Here is an 18,864-nt window from a genome sequence, read left to right as displayed (position 1 = left end):
AAAAGGATTTAATAATGTATCAAAAATTAACCGAACTTTTAAAAAATTCATATGCACCTTATTCTAACTTTCCTGTGGCTGCAATTTTAGTGGACAGCAATAACAAAGAATGAAAAGGTGTTAATGTTGAAAATGCGGCTTTTCCTTCCGGTTTATGCGCTGAAAGATCAGCGCTATTTGGAGCAGTCAGCCATGGATTTAAAGTTGGAGAAATTAAAGAAATCCATATCATTTCTAAAAGCAATGATTTCATTTCTCCTTGCGCTGCTTGTCGCCAAGTAATGACTGAGTTAATGCCGTTAAATAGTAAAATTTATCAGTATAGAAATAGTGGCGAATTTAGAGTAAATACACTTTCGGAATTAGTTCCATATCCAATTAGAAAGAAAGATATTGAATAATGAAAGTTTGTTTTGTTTCAATAATTGGGAGACCTAATGTCGGGAAATCAACTTTACTAAATCAAATTTTAGATTACGATTTATCAATCATTAGCAATAAACCACATACAACTAGAGATCAAATTAACGGCATTTATAATGAAGAAGATTATCAGATCGTTTTTATAGATACACCAGGAATTCATAAGGCTAAATATAAAATCGGAGAAGTTTTAAATCAACAATCTTTTGAGAGTTTGAAAGATGTTGATTTAGTACTTTTTTTAAGTCCGGCTAATGAAGAAATTGGTAAAGGTGATCTGCTAATTATTGGCAAAATTCAAGATATTAAAAACAAAATTGCAGTTATTACTAAAGTAGATTTAGAAAAAGATAATCGCGAGAAATTAGATGCTAAGGCCGCTTTATTAAAAACATATGGCTTTGAAACTATTTTAGGAATTTCATCAAAATATAAAGCAACAATTAATGATTTAATTGCTGAAATTAAAAAACACACTTATGAAAGCGAACCTTTTTATAATACTGAATATGTCACTGATAAAAGTATTTCTTTTATTGCAAAAGAAGTAATTCGAGAAAGTGCAATTAAATTACTACAAGATGAAATGCCACACTCCATAGCTGTTGTAATCGATAGCTTTGAAGAGCATGAAGATCAGCCGTATAAAATTTATGCTACTATTTATGTAGCGCGCGAATCACAAAAAGGTATTGTAATTGGTAAAAATGGGGCATTAATAAAAAAAATCGGGCAAAATGCCCGTTATAAACTAAGTCAACAATTTGGTCATCATGTAATTTTATTTACTAATGTTAAAGTTAACAAAAGCTGAGTTAATGAAGAAAAACAAATTAAACGAATGGGTTATTAAAATTCATCTTCTCTTTGTGAACTAAAAATATCAAAATTTTCATCAATGTTTTCTTCATTTGTAAAATTTTCAAATTCAAATAATTTTGGCAATTCTTTTAATGAATTTAAACGAAAGTAATCAAAAAATTTATTAGTAATACCATATAAAATTGGATTACCTGGAGTGGAAGCTACACCAACTTCTTCAATAATGCCTTTTGCTAAAAGTGAAATTACAATTGAATCAGAATTTACACCCCTAATTTCCGCAATTTGACTTCTAGTAATGGGTTGTTTGTAAGCGATAATTCCAGCGGTTTCAACAGCGGCATTTGATAGTCGCTGTTTTTTAATAATTGTTACTAACTTTGAAATACTATCTTTAACGTCTTCAATAGTTGCGAATTTATAAGTTTGATTAAATTCAACAACGTAAATTCCCCGCTGATTTGTTTGATTAAATTCTTGTTTAAAATTTTTTAAAATTTCTCTAGCTTTTGCAATTGCATCTAATTCTAGAACATCTTTAATCTGTTGCGGAGTAACTCCATCCTCACCTTGAAGATACATTAATGCCTCAACAATTTGTTTAGTTTTTAAATCATTAATTTCGTCCATATTTAGGCCCTTTCAAAATTTTTATTTCACTAAATTGATAATCTTGTGTTAATAAAATTTCTTCTTTTCGAGCCATATCTAAAAGAGCAATTAAAGTAATTACAAAATGGCTTATTGTTGGTAAATTATCAATGCTTTTTAAATCTAAAAACTCTTTATTTATGAATAATTCATAAATGTATTTTCGTTGTTCTTCAGGTGTTATATTAACAGACTGAACATTAATAGTATGTAATTTATTAACCTTAATTTTTTCAATTAATTGCCGCATAATTTTTAAAAAAGTTTCTAATGTTGAATGACTATTAATAAAATTTCTATCAATTTCTAATTGATAATCATCATAATTAGAAGCCTTTTTAATAAAAATCTTTTCACGCTCAATTTCTTGTTTTCTCAAAAAATCTGCTACTTTCTTAAATTCTTGATATTCCGCAAGCTGCTTTAGCAAAATTTCTTTTTCAGGATTAATAACTTCTTCTTCCGGTCTTTCTAACAACATTTTAGCTTGGATTTGTAGCAACGTTGCTGTCATCAATAAATAATCTGAAGCTAATTCTAAATTAGAATTTTTTACTTCTTGCATAATTCTAATATATTCATTAGCAACTTCCATTAGATTAACTTCGAAAATATTCATTTTTTTTTCTTTTACTAAAGCTAACAAAAGATCTAATGGACCAGTAAAATTTGCAATATTAATATCTAAATTTTTCATAATAAATAACTAATCTTACTTAAGCTTAGAAGCAACGATTTCTTTAACCCGCTTAGCAATAGCTTCATTACTCTGAGTAATGAAAATGTTAGGTTTTATTGGTTTATGAAAAATTACTGTAATTGTTTTTTTAAAATCTGATCGTTTATTTAAATTATCAGATTCATAGCTATTAAGAATTGTTGTGGGAATGATACTTAAATATTCTTTTTTAGCAACTTTAAAAGCGCCGCCTTTAAATTCTTGAATTTCACCGTTTTTTGTCCTTGTTCCTTCCGGAAAAATCACTCCATAAGTTTTATTTTCTTTTACATATTTTCCAAATTCATCAAGTGTTTTGACTGCTTGACGAATATTTTCGCGATCAATATAAAATGTATCAATGATGTTTAAAAAAGATCTTTGTAAACGTTTTTTGCTTAATTCAATTTTAGCAATAAATGTTCCAATTTTGTTTTTTTCTTCTTTATCACTAGTTTGTTTTTTTAAAGCAACTAGCATTGCTAATGCATCCATATTAGATTGATGATTTGGAGTAATTAGTGCTGGGCCATTTTTAGGTAAATTTTCATAGCCTTCCACTTTAACATTGATCCCATAAAGTTTTAAAAACTTATAAGCTTTTTTAACCATATAATCATTTCGCATTTGAGTGTTAAAATTAGCTGGCTCTTTTTTATATTTTCTAGCAAAACGCAAGACACTCAAAATTCTTACGACTCAGATTGGTAATAAAATTATTTTTTTTAGTTTTAATCAAAACACTAGATTGCTCCTTCTTTAATTACAAATGCAATTACATAATTATTTTCTTTTGATGTTGAAATTTTAAAACCTGGAAAATAGTAATTATTAGCTTTTTTAATTAAAGTAATTTTATTAAATTCTAACAAGCTATTATCAGCTTTAAAAAGAGCTTCTTTAATACTTCAAGACTTAGCTAAAAATAAAGATTTTTCAGCAATATCCTTAGTTAAAAATTCTTCATATTCTAAAGGCGAAAGAATGCGTTGCACAAATTTTAGCGACTTATTTTTGAATCGAGGAATATAAGCGATATCAACACCTATCATAATGTTTTTAAATTATAATACATTGGAATTTTTTTAAAGATTTTTTTAATTAAAAATAAAAGCATTTTTCACCTCTAATTCAAAATACAATTAAAATTTGCCATAAAATACAAAATTATAAATTCAAAATTACTTTGAATATTTTTTTGCTTTTAAATTTAATAAAAATCATTTGGATTAAAAAATCAAAAATTTTTTAACAAAATTATTAATTTTTAGCTATATATAAATGTATGAGTAAAAATCGCGGAATGTTATTAGAAAAAATTATTAATAATTCAATTCACTTTTATGAAAAAAATAATTTAGCAGTTTTTCATAAAAAAAATATTGATATCGTATTTCAAAGTGTTAAAAAAGACAATAAAGATACTAAAATAAAGAAATTGGAGAATGCCTTTTTATCTAAAAAAAGTACAGTAGACTATTATGGTATTTATAAAGGCAAATTTATTGCCTTTGAAGCAAAAAGTGTTGAAGGGAATAATTTGCCTTTAGCAAATATTGCTAGCCATCAATTGCAATATTTACGCAAAATAAAAATGCATTTAGGGTATGCATTTTTGATTATATATTTTAAAACTCATGATAAATTTTATTTATTAGATATTAATGCAATTGATAGCACTGATCAAAAACGTAAATCTTTATCATTAAATGAAGTTGCAGAATATGGAATTGAACTAGAACTAGTTTATCCAGGGATTTTAGATTTTGTTAATTTTTTGGATTAAAATTACCTTTAGATATAAACTCTAAAAATTCAGTTTCAGTTAAAATAGGAATATTTAATTTTTGAGCTTTTTCAAATTTTGAACCAGCTTCCAAACCTGCTAAAACATAATTAGTATTTTTAGTAACAGCATTATTAACAACTCCACCTTGAAGCTCAATCATTTCTACAAAAGCTTTACGAGGTTGAGATAAGGTTCCAGTAATTACAAAGTTTAAATTTGCAAAAACTTTAGACTCAGTTTTTTTGTAAGTTTTGAAATCTCAATCAATTTTACTTAATTGGTGCCAAGTTGCGATGTTTTTAGAATCACTAAAAAAATCTTTTAAACTTTGAATAGTTTTAGGACCAATATCATTATAACTAATTAAATCATCAAAATTATAAGTCAAATATTGGTGTAATTGCGGAATTGTTTTAGCCAGAAAAATTGCTGTTTTTTCTCCAATATGTTTAATTCCAATGCCATTTAATAGTTGATGTAAATAAATGTTTTTTGATTTTTGAATTGAATCAAAAAGGTTGCTAATTGATTTTTCTTGGAAACCTTCAATGTAAATATTTTTATCATTAGCAACATTTTCAAAAACCTCAATTACAGAATTAGTATTTCTTGTAATTTGAAATGTTTCTTGCGCTTTATCTAATGCTTCTAATAAGGCAAAAACTTGTTTTTTATTAAATTTTTTTTGTTGCTCAGAAGCCAAATTAATTGGAATTAAATTTTTGGCATCATTTTCAATTGCGGTTAATGCTGATTTAATTGTTGAAAAATTTTTCCAAAGTGCTAGCAAGTGTTGATCTTGCTTTAATGATGTCAAAAAGTTAACAACACTATCATTTTGAAACCCTTTTCAACTCATGATTTCGTTTTTTCTATTTACTAGTTGAAAAATATCAGTAACCGTTTTTACAAGTCCAACGCGATAGAAAAATCGAATATTTTTTTCACCTAGTGATTCAACATTAATTCCAGCCTTAGAAACAAAATGAATAATTTTACGAATTTCTACTTCAGGACAGATTGAGTTTATGCAAAACTGATCAATTTTAGTTTCGCTATCAATTAAAAAACTATTGCAAAAAGGACAATTTGTTACTTTTGGGAAATTAGTTGCAGCTCGGGGGTTTACTGAATATAAAACTTTGGGAATGATTTCACCAGCTTTTTTAACAGCAACAACATCACCAATTGAAATTTTTAAATTTTCAATGTAACTATAATTATGTAAAGTAGCAGCAGTAACAATTGTTCCTGATAAAAATACCGGTTCTAAAACTGCATTATAATTAACAATTCCAGTTCGTCCAATTGTAGGAAAAATATCCAATAAAGTCGTTTCTACAATATCATCAGTAAATTTAAAAGCAATAGCACTATGCGGAAATTTAGCAGTTTGCCCTAATTGATTGTAAAATTCAAATTGTTCAAGTTTGATAACAAAGCCATCAATGTCATATTCAAAATCTTTTCGAATTTTTTCAAACTGTAAAACAAAATCATAAGCTTCAGTAATTGTTTTTACAATTTTACCTTCGGGGTTAATGACAAATCCATTTACTTTTAAAAATTCTAGCGATTCTGAATAAGTTTTAATTTCGTGCTTTCATGGTTCAACAAGTGAATAAATAAAACTTGAAAGTTTTCTTTCTTTTACAATTGCAGAATCTAATTGACGCATAGTCCCTGAAGCTAAATTTCTAGCATTGGCATAAATTTGTTTATTTTGTGCTTGTAAGTTTTCATTAATTATTTCAAAATCTGATTTTGCTAAATAAATTTCTCCGCGAACTTCCAATTTTTTTTGATAATTAATCCTTTTGGGAATCGAAGCAATTTCCAAAACATTATGAGTAACATCTTCGCCTTCTATTCCATTACCTCGAGTTAAAGCTAATTGTAATTCACCCTCATTATAATGTAGTGCAATTGATAAACCATCAATTTTAGGTTCACAATAAAGGGAAAAATCAGAAGCAATTTTAGCAATGTTATCACTAAAGCGTTGCAAATCTTTTAAATCATAAGCTTTATTTAATGAAAGCATCGGAATTTTATGTTCCACTTTTTGAAAGCGAGAATCTACTGTTGCTCCAATATTTTGAGTTGGTGATGTTGCAAAATCGGTATCTGCATATTTAGCTAAATATTTAGCTTCTAATTGTTTTAAATTTTCAAGTCCTGCGTCATAAACCGCATCAGCAACTAGTGGTTTTTCTTGATTAAAATATGCATCATTTCATTGCGAAATTTTTTGGCGTAATTCATCAATTTGTTTTTTTAACTTTATTTTTTCAGCTTTCATATTCACCTAATTCCAAATTTCAAATTAAAACTTAATATATGTGTATTGGTATCAAAGCGGTAAATTTGCAGCAATATTGTCAAAATTTGTTTCTAAAAAAGAAATTCCAATAATAATTCCAGCTAAAAATAAAAAGAATAAGTAATCAAATCATTTTAATTTTAATACTCTATAACGGGTGCGCTTAGCATAAGGTTCAAATCCACGCGTTTCCATAGCATTACCCAAATCTTCAGCTCTTTGAAAAGCAATTACAAATAGAGGAATTGTTAAAGTAACCATTGCTTTAATTTTTTCACTACCTTTACCATTTTTGAAATCAACCCCTCGCGAAGCTTGCGCCTTCATAATTCGGTTAGCTTCAGAAAGAATTGTTGGAACAAAACGTAAAGCAATTGAAATAATCATGGCAAAAATATTAACAGGTAATTTAATTAGCTTAAAAGGATATAATAGATCCTCAATAGCTTTTGTTAATAAAATTGGTTTTGTGGTAAAAGTTAAAATTGTAGTCACAATAATCATATTGTAGATTCTAAAAGAAATTGTTACAGCTCGCATAATTCCAATGTAACTAACAACAAAAATTGAATTATTTGGCGAAACATAATAGACAGATGCAACTAAGTCTTTAATTTGTGGTTGTAAATATTCTGGTAAAGCTGAAAGGCTGTTTTTAATATTTTCTTCTTTTAAAACAAAAGAGTTAACAAGAAAAATTACTATCCCAACAACTAATGGCATTTTCAGCATTTTAATTAGTTTTAGTGGCGATTTAGTTGCAAGAATAAAAGCTAAAGCTAAAACCGAAAATAAAATAATTAAAGTTACAAAATGAGAAACAACAAAAAACAAAACAACATAAGTGATATTAAATAAAATTTTTAATCGCGGATCAATTTTATGGATTAGTGAATTAGTTGCGACATACTTACCAATAATTATATCCATTGTTATTTTCCTTTTCGTTTATTTTTTAAATATTCATTTAGCTTTTCAGCAATTTCATCAATTGAACGCACATTTCCTAGATCAATTCCGCGTGATTTTAGACGGTTAGTAAACTCAATGATTTTTGGTGGTTCCATACTATATTTACGTAAAAATTCCACATCATTTAAAACTGTTAAAGTTTTTTCATCTCGCAAAATTTTTCCTTTATAAAAAAACAATACTCGCTCACTTCAATGTAGAACGTTATCTAAATCATGTGTTGCTATAATAACGGTTTTACCTTGTTTGTGCAATTTTGCAAAAATTTCCATTGTATCATACACTCCAGCAGGGTCTAAACCCGCAGTTGGTTCATCTAATACAATAAAATCCGGTTCCATAGCTAAAATTCCTGCAAGTGCTACTCGTCTTTTTTGTCCGCCAGATAATTCAAGCGGTGATTGTTGTAAAAATTTTTCATCAAGTCCCACAATTTCTAAATATTCCTTAGCCCGTTCCTTAGCTTCTTCCTTAGCAACGCCCATAGAAATAGGGCCAAACATAATATCTTTTTCTACCGTTGATTCAAATAGTTGGTATTCAGCAAATTGAAATACAACACCAACTCTTTTACGAATCTGTTTAGCTTTTTTTACCCGATTAAAAAAATTTTTTTTAGCCACCAAATGCATTTCAACATCTTGCTGCGTTTTTTGATCAAAGTCACTAAAAAAAAATTCTACCTGCCCATAGTCAGCTAAAATTAAAGCATTCAAATGTTCAATAAAAGTTGTTTTCCCACTTCCGGTCTGGCCAATAATTGCAACAAATTCGCCCTGATTGATTGTTGCACTTACTTCATCTAATGCACGAAAAAAAGTAGGTAAAGCTTTATCATATGTTTTAATAATTTTATCTACTTTTATTTTCATATTTCTTGCAGCAACTCCTCTTCGTTATATGTTGGCTCAATGCCTTCAATTTTCTCAGATAATTTATAAATAAAAGGAGAATCAATTTTAGCAATTTCAATAATTTCTTTATTTTTTAAAATTTCTTTTGGAGAACCTTGAGCCACAACTTTTCCTTTCGCCAAAACAATTACTTGATCTGCTAAAATAGCTTCATCCATATCATGAGTAATTGAGATTAAAGTTTTTTCCCGCGAAGCTTGGATTTCTTTAATAATTTTAATGACATCACTTTTACCTTTAGGGTCTAGCATTGATGTTACTTCATCAAAAATAATAATTTCAGGGTTTAATGCCAAAACTGAAGCGATAGCTATTCTTTGTTTCTGTCCCCCTGACAAATTCGCCGGTTCACGATCTAAATGTTCTGACATTCCAACTTTGTTAGCTAATTCCAAAACTTTAGCCTGCATTTCTTTTTGAGAAATGTTTTTATTTTCTAAACCAAAAGCAATATCATCTTCTACAGTCGCTCCCACAAATTGGTTATCGGGGTTTTGAAAAATAATCCCAATATGTTGACGTGCTTTTTGAATTGTTTTTTTTGATAACTTAATGTCATTAATATAAATTTCACCATCTGTAGGCTTAAAAATTCCTACCAATAATTTTGATAGGGTGCTTTTCCCAGAACCGTTATGACCCAAAATTGCAATGTATTGTGACTTTTTAAACTCCACATTAATACCATCAAGTGCATTGTATTCTGAACCTGAATATCGAAAAATTAAATCTTTAACCTTAATCATAATTAGTTTGAATTATACCTTTTTTATTATAAATAGGGCTAATAAATGCATTTTTCCCAAAAACGAGATTTAAAAAACTTTTTAGAATTTTGGCTATTAGGCTTTTGAAATTAAAAAGTTTTAAATTTCCTTATTAATATAACTTGAATACTTTAAGTTTTTTACTAATTTTATTTTAATTATTCTATTGAATCATTAGAAATGCTTGATACATCAATAAACACCTAATTTTAGCCTTAGTTTAACATTTATAACTAAAGCCAAAAAAATGAGATTTTTTTATAAAATGGCTAAAAAAGTGTATAATGTGGGTGATAGTGGAAATAAGTGGGAGAAAATGTACGGAAGACAAGACAGAAGTTTAGATGCCAAAAATCGTGTTGTTATTCCTTCGCAATTTCGCGAAGAATTAGGTGATGTTTTTTACATAACCTATGGATTACACGCAGTTTTGGAAATTCGTTCAAAAGATGAATTTTTAAAATTTAGTCATAAATTCCAAAACGTTAATGAACTTGATGCTGATTTAAAAAAACTTTGAAGAATACTTTCGATGCGAACAGCTGAATTAACAGTTGATAAATCAGGACGAGTGATTATTCCTAAAAATCTTTTAGATTTAGCTACTATCAAAAAGGATTTATCTTTTGTGGGAATGGGCAATGTTTGTGAAGTTTGAGCCCAAGAAGCATTAGATAAAACAACAGAGCAGATCGAACAAAGTTCTGAAATCGAAAAGCTTGTTGAAAAAATTAGTAAAAAAGGTGTTGTTTTATAACATGCCAAAACATCAACCAGTTTTACTAAACGAAGTTTTAAAAGCCCTTGCTGTAGAACCTAATGAAACGTATCTTGATTTGACACTAGGTTTTGGTGGACACTCTTCCAAAATATTAGAAGGATTAACAACTGGTCAATTAATTGCTTTTGATAAAGACAAAACAGCGATTGAATACAATCGCCAAAATCTACAATCAAAGCATTCAAATTTTCATTTAATTCATGCGGATTTTCAGAACTTAAGCAATGAACTAGCAAAAATGGGAATTTCAAGTGTTAAAGGAATTTTAATTGACTTGGGAGTTAGTTCCCCACAACTGGATGTCGCCGAAAGAGGTTTTTCTTACAATAAGAATTCCAGACTTGATATGCGAATGAACCAAGATCAAGATTTAGATGCTCATTTTATAGTGAACAACTATGATCTGGAGGATTTGGTGCGGATTTTCAGACAAAATGCTGATGTAAAATTACCACAAAGAATTGCGAAAGGCATTGTTGAGAATCGGCCAATTCATTCAACTCTAGATCTGGTTGAGATCATAAAACAATCATTACCTGCAGCTGTGGTACGCGAGAAAAATCCTGCTAAAGCAGTTTTTCAAGCAATTAGGATGGAAGTTAATAATGAAATGGAATCGTTGGAAAAAGTTTTAACAAGTGCAATTAACTTTTTAAAGCCTGGCGGTAAATTAGCAATTATTACTTTTCATTCAATTGAGGATCGGATCGTCAAGCGTTTTTTTGCTTCTTTAGTAACGCCAGAGCATCATACTAAAATGCCGATTATGGAGCAAAAAAACTGAGTCATTAAAACTTACAATCCTTCAGCTCAGGAAATTAGTGAAAATTCACGAGCTCGAAGTGCTAAATTGCGAGTTTTAACTAAATTATAAATATTTGATTGCGAAAGGAGATGCATGCTATGACCAGAGAAATTTATGTTGTAATTCGTTTTGCAAATTCGCATTTAGCAATTACTGCCTTAGAAAATATTCATGGAAAATTTAATAATATTTTCTATAGCAGCCAAAATTGTCTAAATCTTGCAAGTATGAAAAAATTTGTCAAAGCTACAATTGGACAAATTGAACATAAAATTCGCGGTAAAATTCACAATGTTTATGTTCAAATTCATGATAACAAGAATTTAGGCTTAAAAATTGATTTGAATCGTCATATTTTGCAACTTACAGAGCAAGCAATTACAAAACAAAATTTAAAATTAGTTGTCAATGAACTAGTAAATCAAAATGCAAACGGTTACCAGAACATTTCAATTCAACCCTATCAATATCTAGTGCAAACATTAGAAAACACAACAAAAGCTTTTTTTTCAATTCCAATTGAACAAAAAGTAGCTAAAGTTGAAATGTTAAACACTGAAGTTAAAATTGATATTAATAATTACAATTTTTTTAAAAATTTTTTTAACTCATTAAATTTAAATTTAATCTCAATTCTACCTACATCATTTGCTAATGCTTATGCTTTAATGAATGAGATGGTGTTAGAAAAAGGGTTATTCAACTTAAATATTGGTAATGAACAATCAACGCTAGTTCGAATTCAAAATCATGTTATTTTAGAATACATTACATATGATTTTGGAACCAATAATTTAGTTAAAAAAATTGCTAATGATTTTCAATTAGATTCAAAAATTGTAAATAAAATTTTAAAAGCTTATAAAGATGTTTTTTTAAAAACAGAGCTTGAATTTGATTTTAATAAAAAAATTATTTCAAGTAGTACAATTACATATGGTGATATTGCTTCATTAGTGCAAAAATTTATTAAACAAATTTTTACATGAGCCAACCAACTTTTGATTAATAAACAAAATCTTCAGTTGCCATTATTTATTACTGGGAAGATAAATAATTACATCGATTTAGAAGATTATGCACAAAAGTTTTTTGGATCAAAAGCAATTTATGTTAGCCAAAAAAAATACTTTCAGCAATTTAATCAATCCCAAGCTGAATTACAAGCTTTGGGCGTTGTAAAGTATTTTAAGCAATTAGATGATATTTTTGAACAGCAAAAATATCACACTCTAATTGACACCCAACCAATAAAAATTTCAAATCTTTTACCAAATAAACAATCACTAATACAAGCATTGTTTAAGAAATTGATTTATTAAATTAACGGAGGATATATGTTTGACAATACACAAAATAATCAAACAGATGTGAATGAACAAAATTCAGGTGAAGCTTTAGCTAAAATTACCATCATTGGTGTCGGTGGAGGCGGAAACAACTCTGTTGATTCAATGATCCAAGCCAAAATTAATGGTGTTAAATTCTTGATGGCTAATACCGATTTACAAGTTCTGCATAAGTATAAACCTGAAGATGTAATTCACCTAGGTGATGCCGCAGGTAGAAGAGGATTAGGTGCTGGTGCTAACCCCGAAGTTGGTCGTGAAGCAGCATTGGAATCAGTAGAGGTTTTAAAAGAAAAATTTGCTGGTTCTGACATGGTAATTGTAACTGCAGGAATGGGTGGAGGAACTGGTACTGGTGCAGCTCCGGTTGTAGCTCAAGTTGCTAAAGACATGGGGATTCTAACAATCGGAATTGTCACAACACCTTTTCAATTTGAAGGTCCAAAACGTTCTAATAACGCTTCAGAAGGAATTGATAGAATGCGTGAATCAGTGGATTCATTGATCGTAATTTCTAACAATAAATTATTAGAGCAATTTGGAAATATTCCTTTAGTAGATTCTTTTAAATATGCGGATACAATTTTAAAACAAACTGTAAAAACAATGACTGATATTATCTCGGTGCCTGCACTGATTAATCTTGACTTTGCTGATGTAACTACAGTTATGAAAGACAAAGGAGAAGCGATTATCGGAATTGGTAAAGCTTCTGGAAAAGATAAAGCTGTTAAAGCTGCTACAGCAGCAATTAACTCACCAATTTTAGAAACATCAATTATTGGGGCAAAAGACATGATTGTTAACATTACAGGTGGTGGAAAAGACTTTTCACTTGCAGAATCAAATATTGTTGTTGAAACAATTAAAGATGCAGTTGGGGGTTCACCAAACATTATTTTTGGAGTTTCAGTTGATGAAACTAAAGATAATGAATTGTATGTTTCAATTATTGCTACAGGTTTAACAGGACAAACTCCTGAAGTTTTAGAAGCTGAAGAGCAAAAGGAATTACTTGAAGGAATGACTCAAATCTTTACTAGTGAAATTGATATTGATGATATTGAAGATCAGTTTTCAAAAGAAGAATATCCTGAAGAAGATCTAGATGATGATTTACCTCCTTTTTTACAAAAATAGTTTAAAATGCGATGTAAGAAGCTAAACTAAATTTGCAAAAAAGAAAAGTTATTACACTTTTTCAGTTTTACAACAAAAAGCGCTGTTTTTTAGAAAATGGTGCTTTTATTTTGTTAAAAATTAAATTGAGTAATATGTTATAAAATAAGCTTTTTTTAGTATAATTTCCAAATATGTCTAATAAAAAAGTTGTACTCTCTTGTGAAGTGTGTTTATCGAAAAATTACACCAAAAATAAAAGCAATGATGAGCGTTTAAAAATTAATAAGTTTTGCAAAAAATGTAATTCTATCCAACTACACAAGGAAGAAAAATAATGAAAGCATTTTTTAATCGTAAAAAAGATTCTAATAAACCTAAAAAAGCTAAACGTTATCCATTTCGCTTATTTTTCTTAGAGCTAAAACGTGTACGTTGACCATCTTATTCTGAAGCTGGAAAATGATATACAAAAACAATTATTTTTATTGCAGTTTTTGTGATTGTATTTTTTGTAATAACACTAGCAGCTACAGCGCTTTGAACTTATTTAGGCGCAGGACTAACTTTTAATAACTAAAAATAATAATGTGATGGGAGTCAAAATAATATGGAAAATATCGAAAAACCAAAAAAATTATTTAGTTGATACATGGTTTCAACTGTTTCTGGAAAAGAAGATATTGTTAAAGAATCATTGTTAAAAAGAATAAAGTCTTATGACTTACAAGACTATTTTGAAGAAGTAAAAATTTTTAAAACACCTTATATTTCACCCCGTGATTTAGAAAAAAAACGTGCTGGCGAAAAATTCAATATTAAAATGATTAATGTTTATAAGGGTTACATTTTTATTAGAATGCTAATGAATGATGATGCATGATTTTTAGTTCGTAATACTCAGTATGTAACTGGATTAGTAGGTTCTTCCGGAAAGGGAGCTAAACCCACTCCAATTTCTGATTCAAAGATGCAAAAAATGTTTGTTAATGAACAAAAAATGTCACAAGAATTTGAAAATAACAAAGAAAAATCCGGTTTTGAAAAAGGACAATTTGTACAAATTATTAATGGTCCATTTTTAAATGAAATTGGTCAAATTATTGAAAATAATGATATACAAAAATATGCTGTTGTTGAACTGGAAATATTTGGTAAAAAAACTCCTACACAATTAGAACATGCAGTTTTAAAAATAAAAGATTAATTGTCTATCTTAATTATTTAAAAAAACAATCGCTTTTTTATATGCGATTGTTTTTTTCTAATATATCAATTAATCTAAAATACTACTAATTACATCACGAATTTCTTTTAATTTTTTCTTGATTAAGTATGGAGTAGTTTTTAAATTTTTAGCTAAAACAGAAATCGAAACTTTTTCACTAATTAATATCTCTTCAACAATTTCGATTTGTTCTTCAGTTAAAAAATTTCATGCATTAAAATATCTTGGTTTTTCATATTGTTTAAATATTTTAATATCATCGTTATCAATTGAAAAAGCCTTATTTAATACTGAGTGTTTTTTATTTAATCATTTACGACACTTATTGCGCATAAAATAATTTAACTTAATTGACAAATAAATATATATGTTATCATGATTTTTTGAATTATATTTACGTACATAAATAATTAGACTTGGTAATGATTCTACAAATAAGTCTTCTCAAGTAATCGGAAGTGAATAATATTTATTAACAATTATTTTGGCTATTTTTTCTACTATGACCTGATATTTTAATATAATTTCATGATCAGATCATGACTCATAGTTGCATTTATATTTATTATCTTCTTTATTGGAAGACATAGAAAAAACCTTTCCTATAACAATAAAAATTTCACTAAAATTTAATTTTTTTATTAACATGAAATAGAGTTATTCCTGTTGCAACAGAAGCATTTAATGATTGAACAGTTCCTTCCATTGGAATGTAAAAAGTTTGGTCTAAAACTTTAATAACAGATTTAGAAATTCCCTTACCTTCAGAACCGATAACAATAGCTAAAGGGGAATTAAAATTAGTTGCATCAATTTTTGTAGCTTGGTTAGATAAATCTGAACCATATATTCAAAAATTATTTTTTTTCAATTTTTCAATTGCATTAACAATTGATCCAACTTTAATAAATTTTATGTCAATGAACCCACCGGAAGAAACTTTTAGAACTGTTTCAGTAATATCTACCGCTCTTTCTTTTGGGAAAATTATGAATTTAAAACCAAAAGCATTAGCACTTCTAATAATCGCACCAAAGTTATAAGGATCTTGTAAGTGATCTAAAATTAATACTTTTTCAGGTTTATTTTTGAAAATAATATTCAAATCATAAATTTTAATCTCGTTAATTTCAGCTACAAAACCTTGATGTTTTTGTTTTGTAAGTGCGTTTAAATACTCTTTTGAAACAAACTCTACCTCAATATTACTTGGTGTGGCAAGAGTGTTTCCGAATGCTAAATATAACTTTTTAATAGGTATTTTATTATTTATGGCATCTAAAACTGAATTCTTACCACATAAATATTTTATCATTTATCTTTTTCCTTTATAAAATTTTTTTAAATTTTAAAATTTCTCTAAGTTCATCAGCCTTTGCAAAATCTTTGTTATTTACTAAATTTTTCCATTGATAAAAAAGTTCATAATCATTTTTTTCAAGTCTTTGATTAACAAAAATAAATCCTAATTTTTGTAAAATACCAAATAAAATATTGGCGGCTTCTAAATTTTTACGGCTAATTTTAGCTATTTCATTAAGTTTCCGATTAGCTTCCGCTCATCTCAGATTGATAATATCATTAAAAATCTGTTCAACTTCTAAGTTATTAGGTAACTCAATTTTATAATCAGGGTTTGCCAAAAGCTGTTGATTAAAAATTTTTATAAAATCATTTAATTTATTTTGATTTGCTTGGATTAGATTTGCATCTAAATTAATTTCTGAAGTAATTCCGGAAGTGAAAATTATTAAACGAAACAAATCACTATTATAATTTTTTAAAAAATCTTTAGCTAACAAAACATTACCTAAAGATTTGGACATTTTTTCATTATTAATGTTAATTGTTCCAGTTCATAATCATTTTTTTGAAATATTTTGCTGGTACAATCCAAAATGCTGTGCATTTTCATTTTCATGGTGTGGAAATTTTAAATCAATTCCCCCACCATGAAAATCCACTCCATTTGCACCAAAATGTTTATTAATTATTGCTGCACATTCAGTGTGCCACCCCGGCCTTCCCAACCCTAGCTTAACTTGATATTTAATTCCCCTATCGGTGTCTTTCCATAAGACAAAATCATGAAAATTTTTTTTACTATTTATTTTTTTATCATCTTTTACTATTAACTTTTCAAGTTTTTGATCAGAAACATTGCCATAGTTTTTTATTTTAGAAATATTTAAAAAAATGTCATTTGTTACTTCACTTTTATAAGCGATATCTTTAAAAATTAATTGATTTATGTAATCCACAATTGAATTTAAATTATCAGTGACTTTTTCAATGAAATCGGGTTTTTGAATATTAAAAGCTTGTAATAAATTTAAATATTCATTTAAATATTTTTTTGCAATTGATTCTTCTGAAACAAAATTTTCGATTGCTGCATCAATGATTTTATCATCTATATCAGTGATGTTATGCACAAACTTTACTTGGTGATTCAAACTACGATATGCTCGAATTAAAATATCAAAAAACATAACTGGACGTAAATTTCCAATGTGTGGAGAATTATAAACTGTTGGACCACAAACATAGATTTTAATCATTTCTACCACTTTACCTTGTTAATTATTTAAAATTTTTTCTGTATTTTTAAAAGTAAATTTTGCCACTTTTTTTAGTTCATCAATTCCAAAAGATTTAATAAATCGTTTTCCAAATGCATCAACTAATGAACTAGCTCCTAATGGAAAAATTAAATTTCATTTTTTATTTTGCTCATTCATTAAATTTAGTAATTTAGCTCGTGCTAAAATTGATGCTACTGCCACTGAAAGATATTTACTTTCTGCTTTTGTTTCTAAAATCAAATTACCTTTAATTGGAATCAAATTAAAAGCTTTTTGAGCAACTAGTTTGGTTTGGTATTTATAAATGGTATTAACGGTTGAAAATAAATCAATGATTACATTTTCAACATTATATTTTTGTTGCAAATAATTAATATTTTTTAAATGTAAAAACATTTTTAATTCATTTGCATTATAAATTTGATTTAATTCATTATAAATTTTTTGTGATAAAAAAGAAGTTTGATGATAAACATATTTTTTTAAAATTGGTTCTAATTCCAAAATTTTTTTATCAGAAATTTTTTTAGAATCATCCAAATTTAGCGTTTTTAAAAAAGCAATATTTTCCATTGGGATAAAAACCGCTGTAGCAACTAATGGTGTAAAATAATCGCCAACACCAGTCTCATCAGCCCCGATCACTAATGTATTATCATCTAAAAATTTCATTATTATGTTAACTCCGGCTCCGTACCTTTTTCACGCATCATTCTTAAAAGTTTTGATTTTTTAATTTCCTTGTCAGGATTTTTTAAGAATTTTTTAATATAAATTCCAACTCCACCTTCAGCATTGCTTTTACTTGCTACTACTGTCGCAAATTTTTTTACTCTAGCATCACTATTTTTCATAGCTACAGCAACTGTAGAAGTATTAAACATTGAAACGTCATTAAAACCATCTCCAAATGCCACAACATGATCAACATCAATACTATAATAACGCATTAGTAATGACAATACTTTCCCCTTATTAACTCCAACTGAAGTAATATCAAAAACTGGCGAAGAATTAGAACCTTTAGATCAAGAAGAGAATTCACCTAGATCACCATATTTTTTTTCTAAATAAGTTTTTAGTTCATAAACATCAACATTTTTTTTAATATCAAAAACAATTCCTGTGGGCTTTAAGGGAATCTTATTAAAATTCAAACCTACTTGAAATTTTTCTACATCATTAAAACCAAAAACTTTTTCCAAAACTTCATCACGCTTTTGAATTTGCACTCATCCCGGCCCTTCAATTGCAATATTAGTAATCACTTTTTTTAATTTTTTATCTCCTAAAATATATAACATTTCGTTCAAATTTAAATATTTAATTTCAGGGATAAAAAAACTATCGCTTGGATTGTGTACATGAGCACCATTGTAATTAGCAATAACTGTATCTAGGCCTAATTGTTCATAAACGCCCTTGCTGCTTCTTCATGGACGACCAGTTAAAATACATACTACATGCCCTGCTTCTTTTGCTCTTTTTATTCCTTCTAATGTTTGGGGGTGGATTTCACAAGTTGAAGAATCTGCTAATGTTGTTCCATCTAAATCTAAAACAAATAAAAATCTTTTTTTAATTTTTGGCATTTCACTCCTTTAAAATTTCTTTTTTT

23 protein-coding genes are annotated in these 18,864 nt (G+C 27.9%); 10 read left to right on the top strand and 13 right to left on the bottom strand.

The genetic code is table 4. The features are described 5' to 3' along the window. The first annotated feature begins 14 nt into the window (after positions 1 to 14). Together cdd and era are read left to right on the top strand one after the other, a co-directional pair. Positions 15 to 401, top strand: a complete 387-nt coding sequence (cdd, locus tag ACW95P_RS01445; RefSeq protein ID WP_457961459.1) for a cytidine deaminase — start codon at positions 15 to 17, stop codon at positions 399 to 401. Next, the gene (gene era / locus ACW95P_RS01440) at positions 401 to 1,276 is read left to right on the top strand and encodes a GTPase Era (RefSeq protein ID WP_457961458.1); all 876 of its coding nucleotides are present in this window, start codon (positions 401 to 403) and stop codon (positions 1,274 to 1,276) included. The genes cdd and era overlap by 1 nt, the downstream gene beginning before the upstream one ends. Here the strand turns inward: era and scpB are convergent. The 4 genes from scpB to ACW95P_RS01420 are packed head-to-tail and all read right to left on the bottom strand — an operon-like array spanning position 1,273 to position 3,666. Next, entirely contained in the window at positions 1,273 to 1,875 is a 603-nt protein-coding gene (gene scpB / locus ACW95P_RS01435) for an SMC-Scp complex subunit ScpB (RefSeq protein ID WP_457961457.1), read from the bottom strand. The genes era and scpB overlap by 4 nt on opposite strands. Then, positions 1,862 to 2,593 carry a segregation/condensation protein A gene (locus ACW95P_RS01430; protein WP_457961456.1) on the bottom strand — a complete coding sequence of 244 codons (732 nt, stop codon included), beginning with the start codon at positions 2,591 to 2,593 and terminating at the stop codon, positions 1,862 to 1,864. The genes scpB and ACW95P_RS01430 overlap by 14 nt, the downstream gene beginning before the upstream one ends. 15 nt (positions 2,594 to 2,608) lie before the next feature. After that, positions 2,609 to 3,358, bottom strand: a complete 750-nt coding sequence (locus ACW95P_RS01425) for a lysophospholipid acyltransferase family protein (protein WP_457961455.1) — start codon at positions 3,356 to 3,358, stop codon at positions 2,609 to 2,611. After that, positions 3,358 to 3,666, bottom strand: coding sequence for a 4'-phosphopantetheinyl transferase superfamily protein (locus ACW95P_RS01420; RefSeq protein ID WP_457961454.1), 309 nt, complete (start codon positions 3,664 to 3,666; stop codon positions 3,358 to 3,360). Before ACW95P_RS01420 ends, ACW95P_RS01425 begins: the two co-directional genes overlap by 1 nt. A 233-nt stretch (positions 3,667 to 3,899) precedes the next feature. On the opposite strand from ACW95P_RS01420, the gene recU reads away from it, so the two are divergent. After that, positions 3,900 to 4,400 carry a Holliday junction resolvase RecU gene (recU, locus tag ACW95P_RS01415; protein WP_457961453.1) on the top strand — a complete coding sequence of 167 codons (501 nt, stop codon included), beginning with the start codon at positions 3,900 to 3,902 and terminating at the stop codon, positions 4,398 to 4,400. On the opposite strand, the gene ligA is transcribed toward recU, so the two are convergent. From ligA to ACW95P_RS01395, 4 genes are read right to left on the bottom strand one after another with little or no spacing between them, the layout of a single operon-like run. Next, positions 4,384 to 6,705 (bottom strand): NAD-dependent DNA ligase LigA, encoded by a 2,322-nt coding sequence (ligA, locus tag ACW95P_RS01410; protein ID WP_457961452.1) that lies wholly within the window; start codon positions 6,703 to 6,705, stop codon positions 4,384 to 4,386. The two genes, recU and ligA, sit on opposite strands and share 17 nt — an antisense overlap. Positions 6,706 to 6,729: 24 nt before the next feature. Next, positions 6,730 to 7,656 carry an energy-coupling factor transporter transmembrane component T family protein gene (locus tag ACW95P_RS01405; RefSeq protein ID WP_457961450.1) on the bottom strand — a complete coding sequence of 309 codons (927 nt, stop codon included), beginning with the start codon at positions 7,654 to 7,656 and terminating at the stop codon, positions 6,730 to 6,732. Between the two features lie 2 nt (positions 7,657 to 7,658). Further along, the gene (locus tag ACW95P_RS01400) at positions 7,659 to 8,570 is read right to left on the bottom strand and encodes an ATP-binding cassette domain-containing protein (RefSeq protein ID WP_457961449.1); all 912 of its coding nucleotides are present in this window, start codon (positions 8,568 to 8,570) and stop codon (positions 7,659 to 7,661) included. Beyond that, positions 8,561 to 9,358, bottom strand: coding sequence for an energy-coupling factor transporter ATPase (locus ACW95P_RS01395; protein WP_457961448.1), 798 nt, complete (start codon positions 9,356 to 9,358; stop codon positions 8,561 to 8,563). The genes ACW95P_RS01400 and ACW95P_RS01395 overlap by 10 nt, the downstream gene beginning before the upstream one ends. Before the next feature lie 286 nt (positions 9,359 to 9,644). Here ACW95P_RS01395 and ACW95P_RS01390 point away from each other — a divergent pair, with 286 nt between their 5' ends. The 7 genes from ACW95P_RS01390 to nusG all read left to right on the top strand — a co-directional run bounded on the left by ACW95P_RS01390 (position 9,645) and on the right by nusG (position 14,640). After that, positions 9,645 to 10,136: a division/cell wall cluster transcriptional repressor MraZ gene (locus tag ACW95P_RS01390; protein ID WP_457961447.1), complete on the top strand. Its 492-nt coding sequence runs from the start codon at positions 9,645 to 9,647 to the stop codon at positions 10,134 to 10,136. A gap of 1 nt (position 10,137) precedes the next feature. After that, the gene (gene rsmH / locus ACW95P_RS01385; protein ID WP_457961446.1) at positions 10,138 to 11,034 is read left to right on the top strand and encodes a 16S rRNA (cytosine(1402)-N(4))-methyltransferase RsmH; all 897 of its coding nucleotides are present in this window, start codon (positions 10,138 to 10,140) and stop codon (positions 11,032 to 11,034) included. A 29-nt stretch (positions 11,035 to 11,063) separates the two neighbouring features. Continuing rightward, positions 11,064 to 12,287 carry a hypothetical protein gene (locus tag ACW95P_RS01380; protein ID WP_457961445.1) on the top strand — a complete coding sequence of 408 codons (1,224 nt, stop codon included), beginning with the start codon at positions 11,064 to 11,066 and terminating at the stop codon, positions 12,285 to 12,287. A gap of 15 nt (positions 12,288 to 12,302) precedes the next feature. Next, positions 12,303 to 13,454 carry a cell division protein FtsZ gene (ftsZ, locus tag ACW95P_RS01375; RefSeq protein WP_457961444.1) on the top strand — a complete coding sequence of 384 codons (1,152 nt, stop codon included), beginning with the start codon at positions 12,303 to 12,305 and terminating at the stop codon, positions 13,452 to 13,454. A gap of 173 nt (positions 13,455 to 13,627) precedes the next feature. Next, entirely contained in the window at positions 13,628 to 13,771 is a 144-nt protein-coding gene (gene rpmG / locus ACW95P_RS01370) for a 50S ribosomal protein L33 (RefSeq protein ID WP_457961443.1), read from the top strand. Next, positions 13,771 to 14,013, top strand: coding sequence for a preprotein translocase subunit SecE (secE, locus tag ACW95P_RS01365; RefSeq protein WP_457961442.1), 243 nt, complete (start codon positions 13,771 to 13,773; stop codon positions 14,011 to 14,013). Before rpmG ends, secE begins: the two co-directional genes overlap by 1 nt. 30 nt (positions 14,014 to 14,043) lie before the next feature. After that, positions 14,044 to 14,640, top strand: coding sequence for a transcription termination/antitermination protein NusG (nusG, locus tag ACW95P_RS01360; RefSeq protein WP_457961441.1), 597 nt, complete (start codon positions 14,044 to 14,046; stop codon positions 14,638 to 14,640). Between the two features lie 69 nt (positions 14,641 to 14,709). Here nusG and ACW95P_RS01355 read toward each other — a convergent pair whose 3' ends face one another. From ACW95P_RS01355 to ACW95P_RS01335, 5 genes are read right to left on the bottom strand one after another with little or no spacing between them, the layout of a single operon-like run. Then, positions 14,710 to 15,249: a hypothetical protein gene (locus ACW95P_RS01355; RefSeq protein ID WP_457961440.1), complete on the bottom strand. Its 540-nt coding sequence runs from the start codon at positions 15,247 to 15,249 to the stop codon at positions 14,710 to 14,712. Between the two features lie 34 nt (positions 15,250 to 15,283). Then, positions 15,284 to 15,976: a 23S rRNA (guanosine(2251)-2'-O)-methyltransferase RlmB gene (gene rlmB / locus ACW95P_RS01350; protein ID WP_457961439.1), complete on the bottom strand. Its 693-nt coding sequence runs from the start codon at positions 15,974 to 15,976 to the stop codon at positions 15,284 to 15,286. Between the two features lie 13 nt (positions 15,977 to 15,989). After that, the gene (locus ACW95P_RS01345; RefSeq protein ID WP_457961438.1) at positions 15,990 to 17,222 is read right to left on the bottom strand and encodes a class I tRNA ligase family protein; all 1,233 of its coding nucleotides are present in this window, start codon (positions 17,220 to 17,222) and stop codon (positions 15,990 to 15,992) included. Positions 17,223 to 17,240: 18 nt separating this feature from the next. After that, on the bottom strand, positions 17,241 to 17,918 hold the full coding sequence (locus ACW95P_RS01340) for a ribonuclease HIII (protein WP_457961437.1): 678 nt from the start codon (positions 17,916 to 17,918) through the stop codon (positions 17,241 to 17,243). 2 nt (positions 17,919 to 17,920) lie between these two features. Then, on the bottom strand, positions 17,921 to 18,838 hold the full coding sequence (locus tag ACW95P_RS01335) for a Cof-type HAD-IIB family hydrolase (protein ID WP_457961436.1): 918 nt from the start codon (positions 18,836 to 18,838) through the stop codon (positions 17,921 to 17,923). Positions 18,839 to 18,864: the final 26 nt, after the last annotated feature.

Source organism: Mycoplasma pogonae (assembly GCF_054170725.1).
This window is presented reverse-complemented; position numbering and strand designations above follow the sequence as displayed.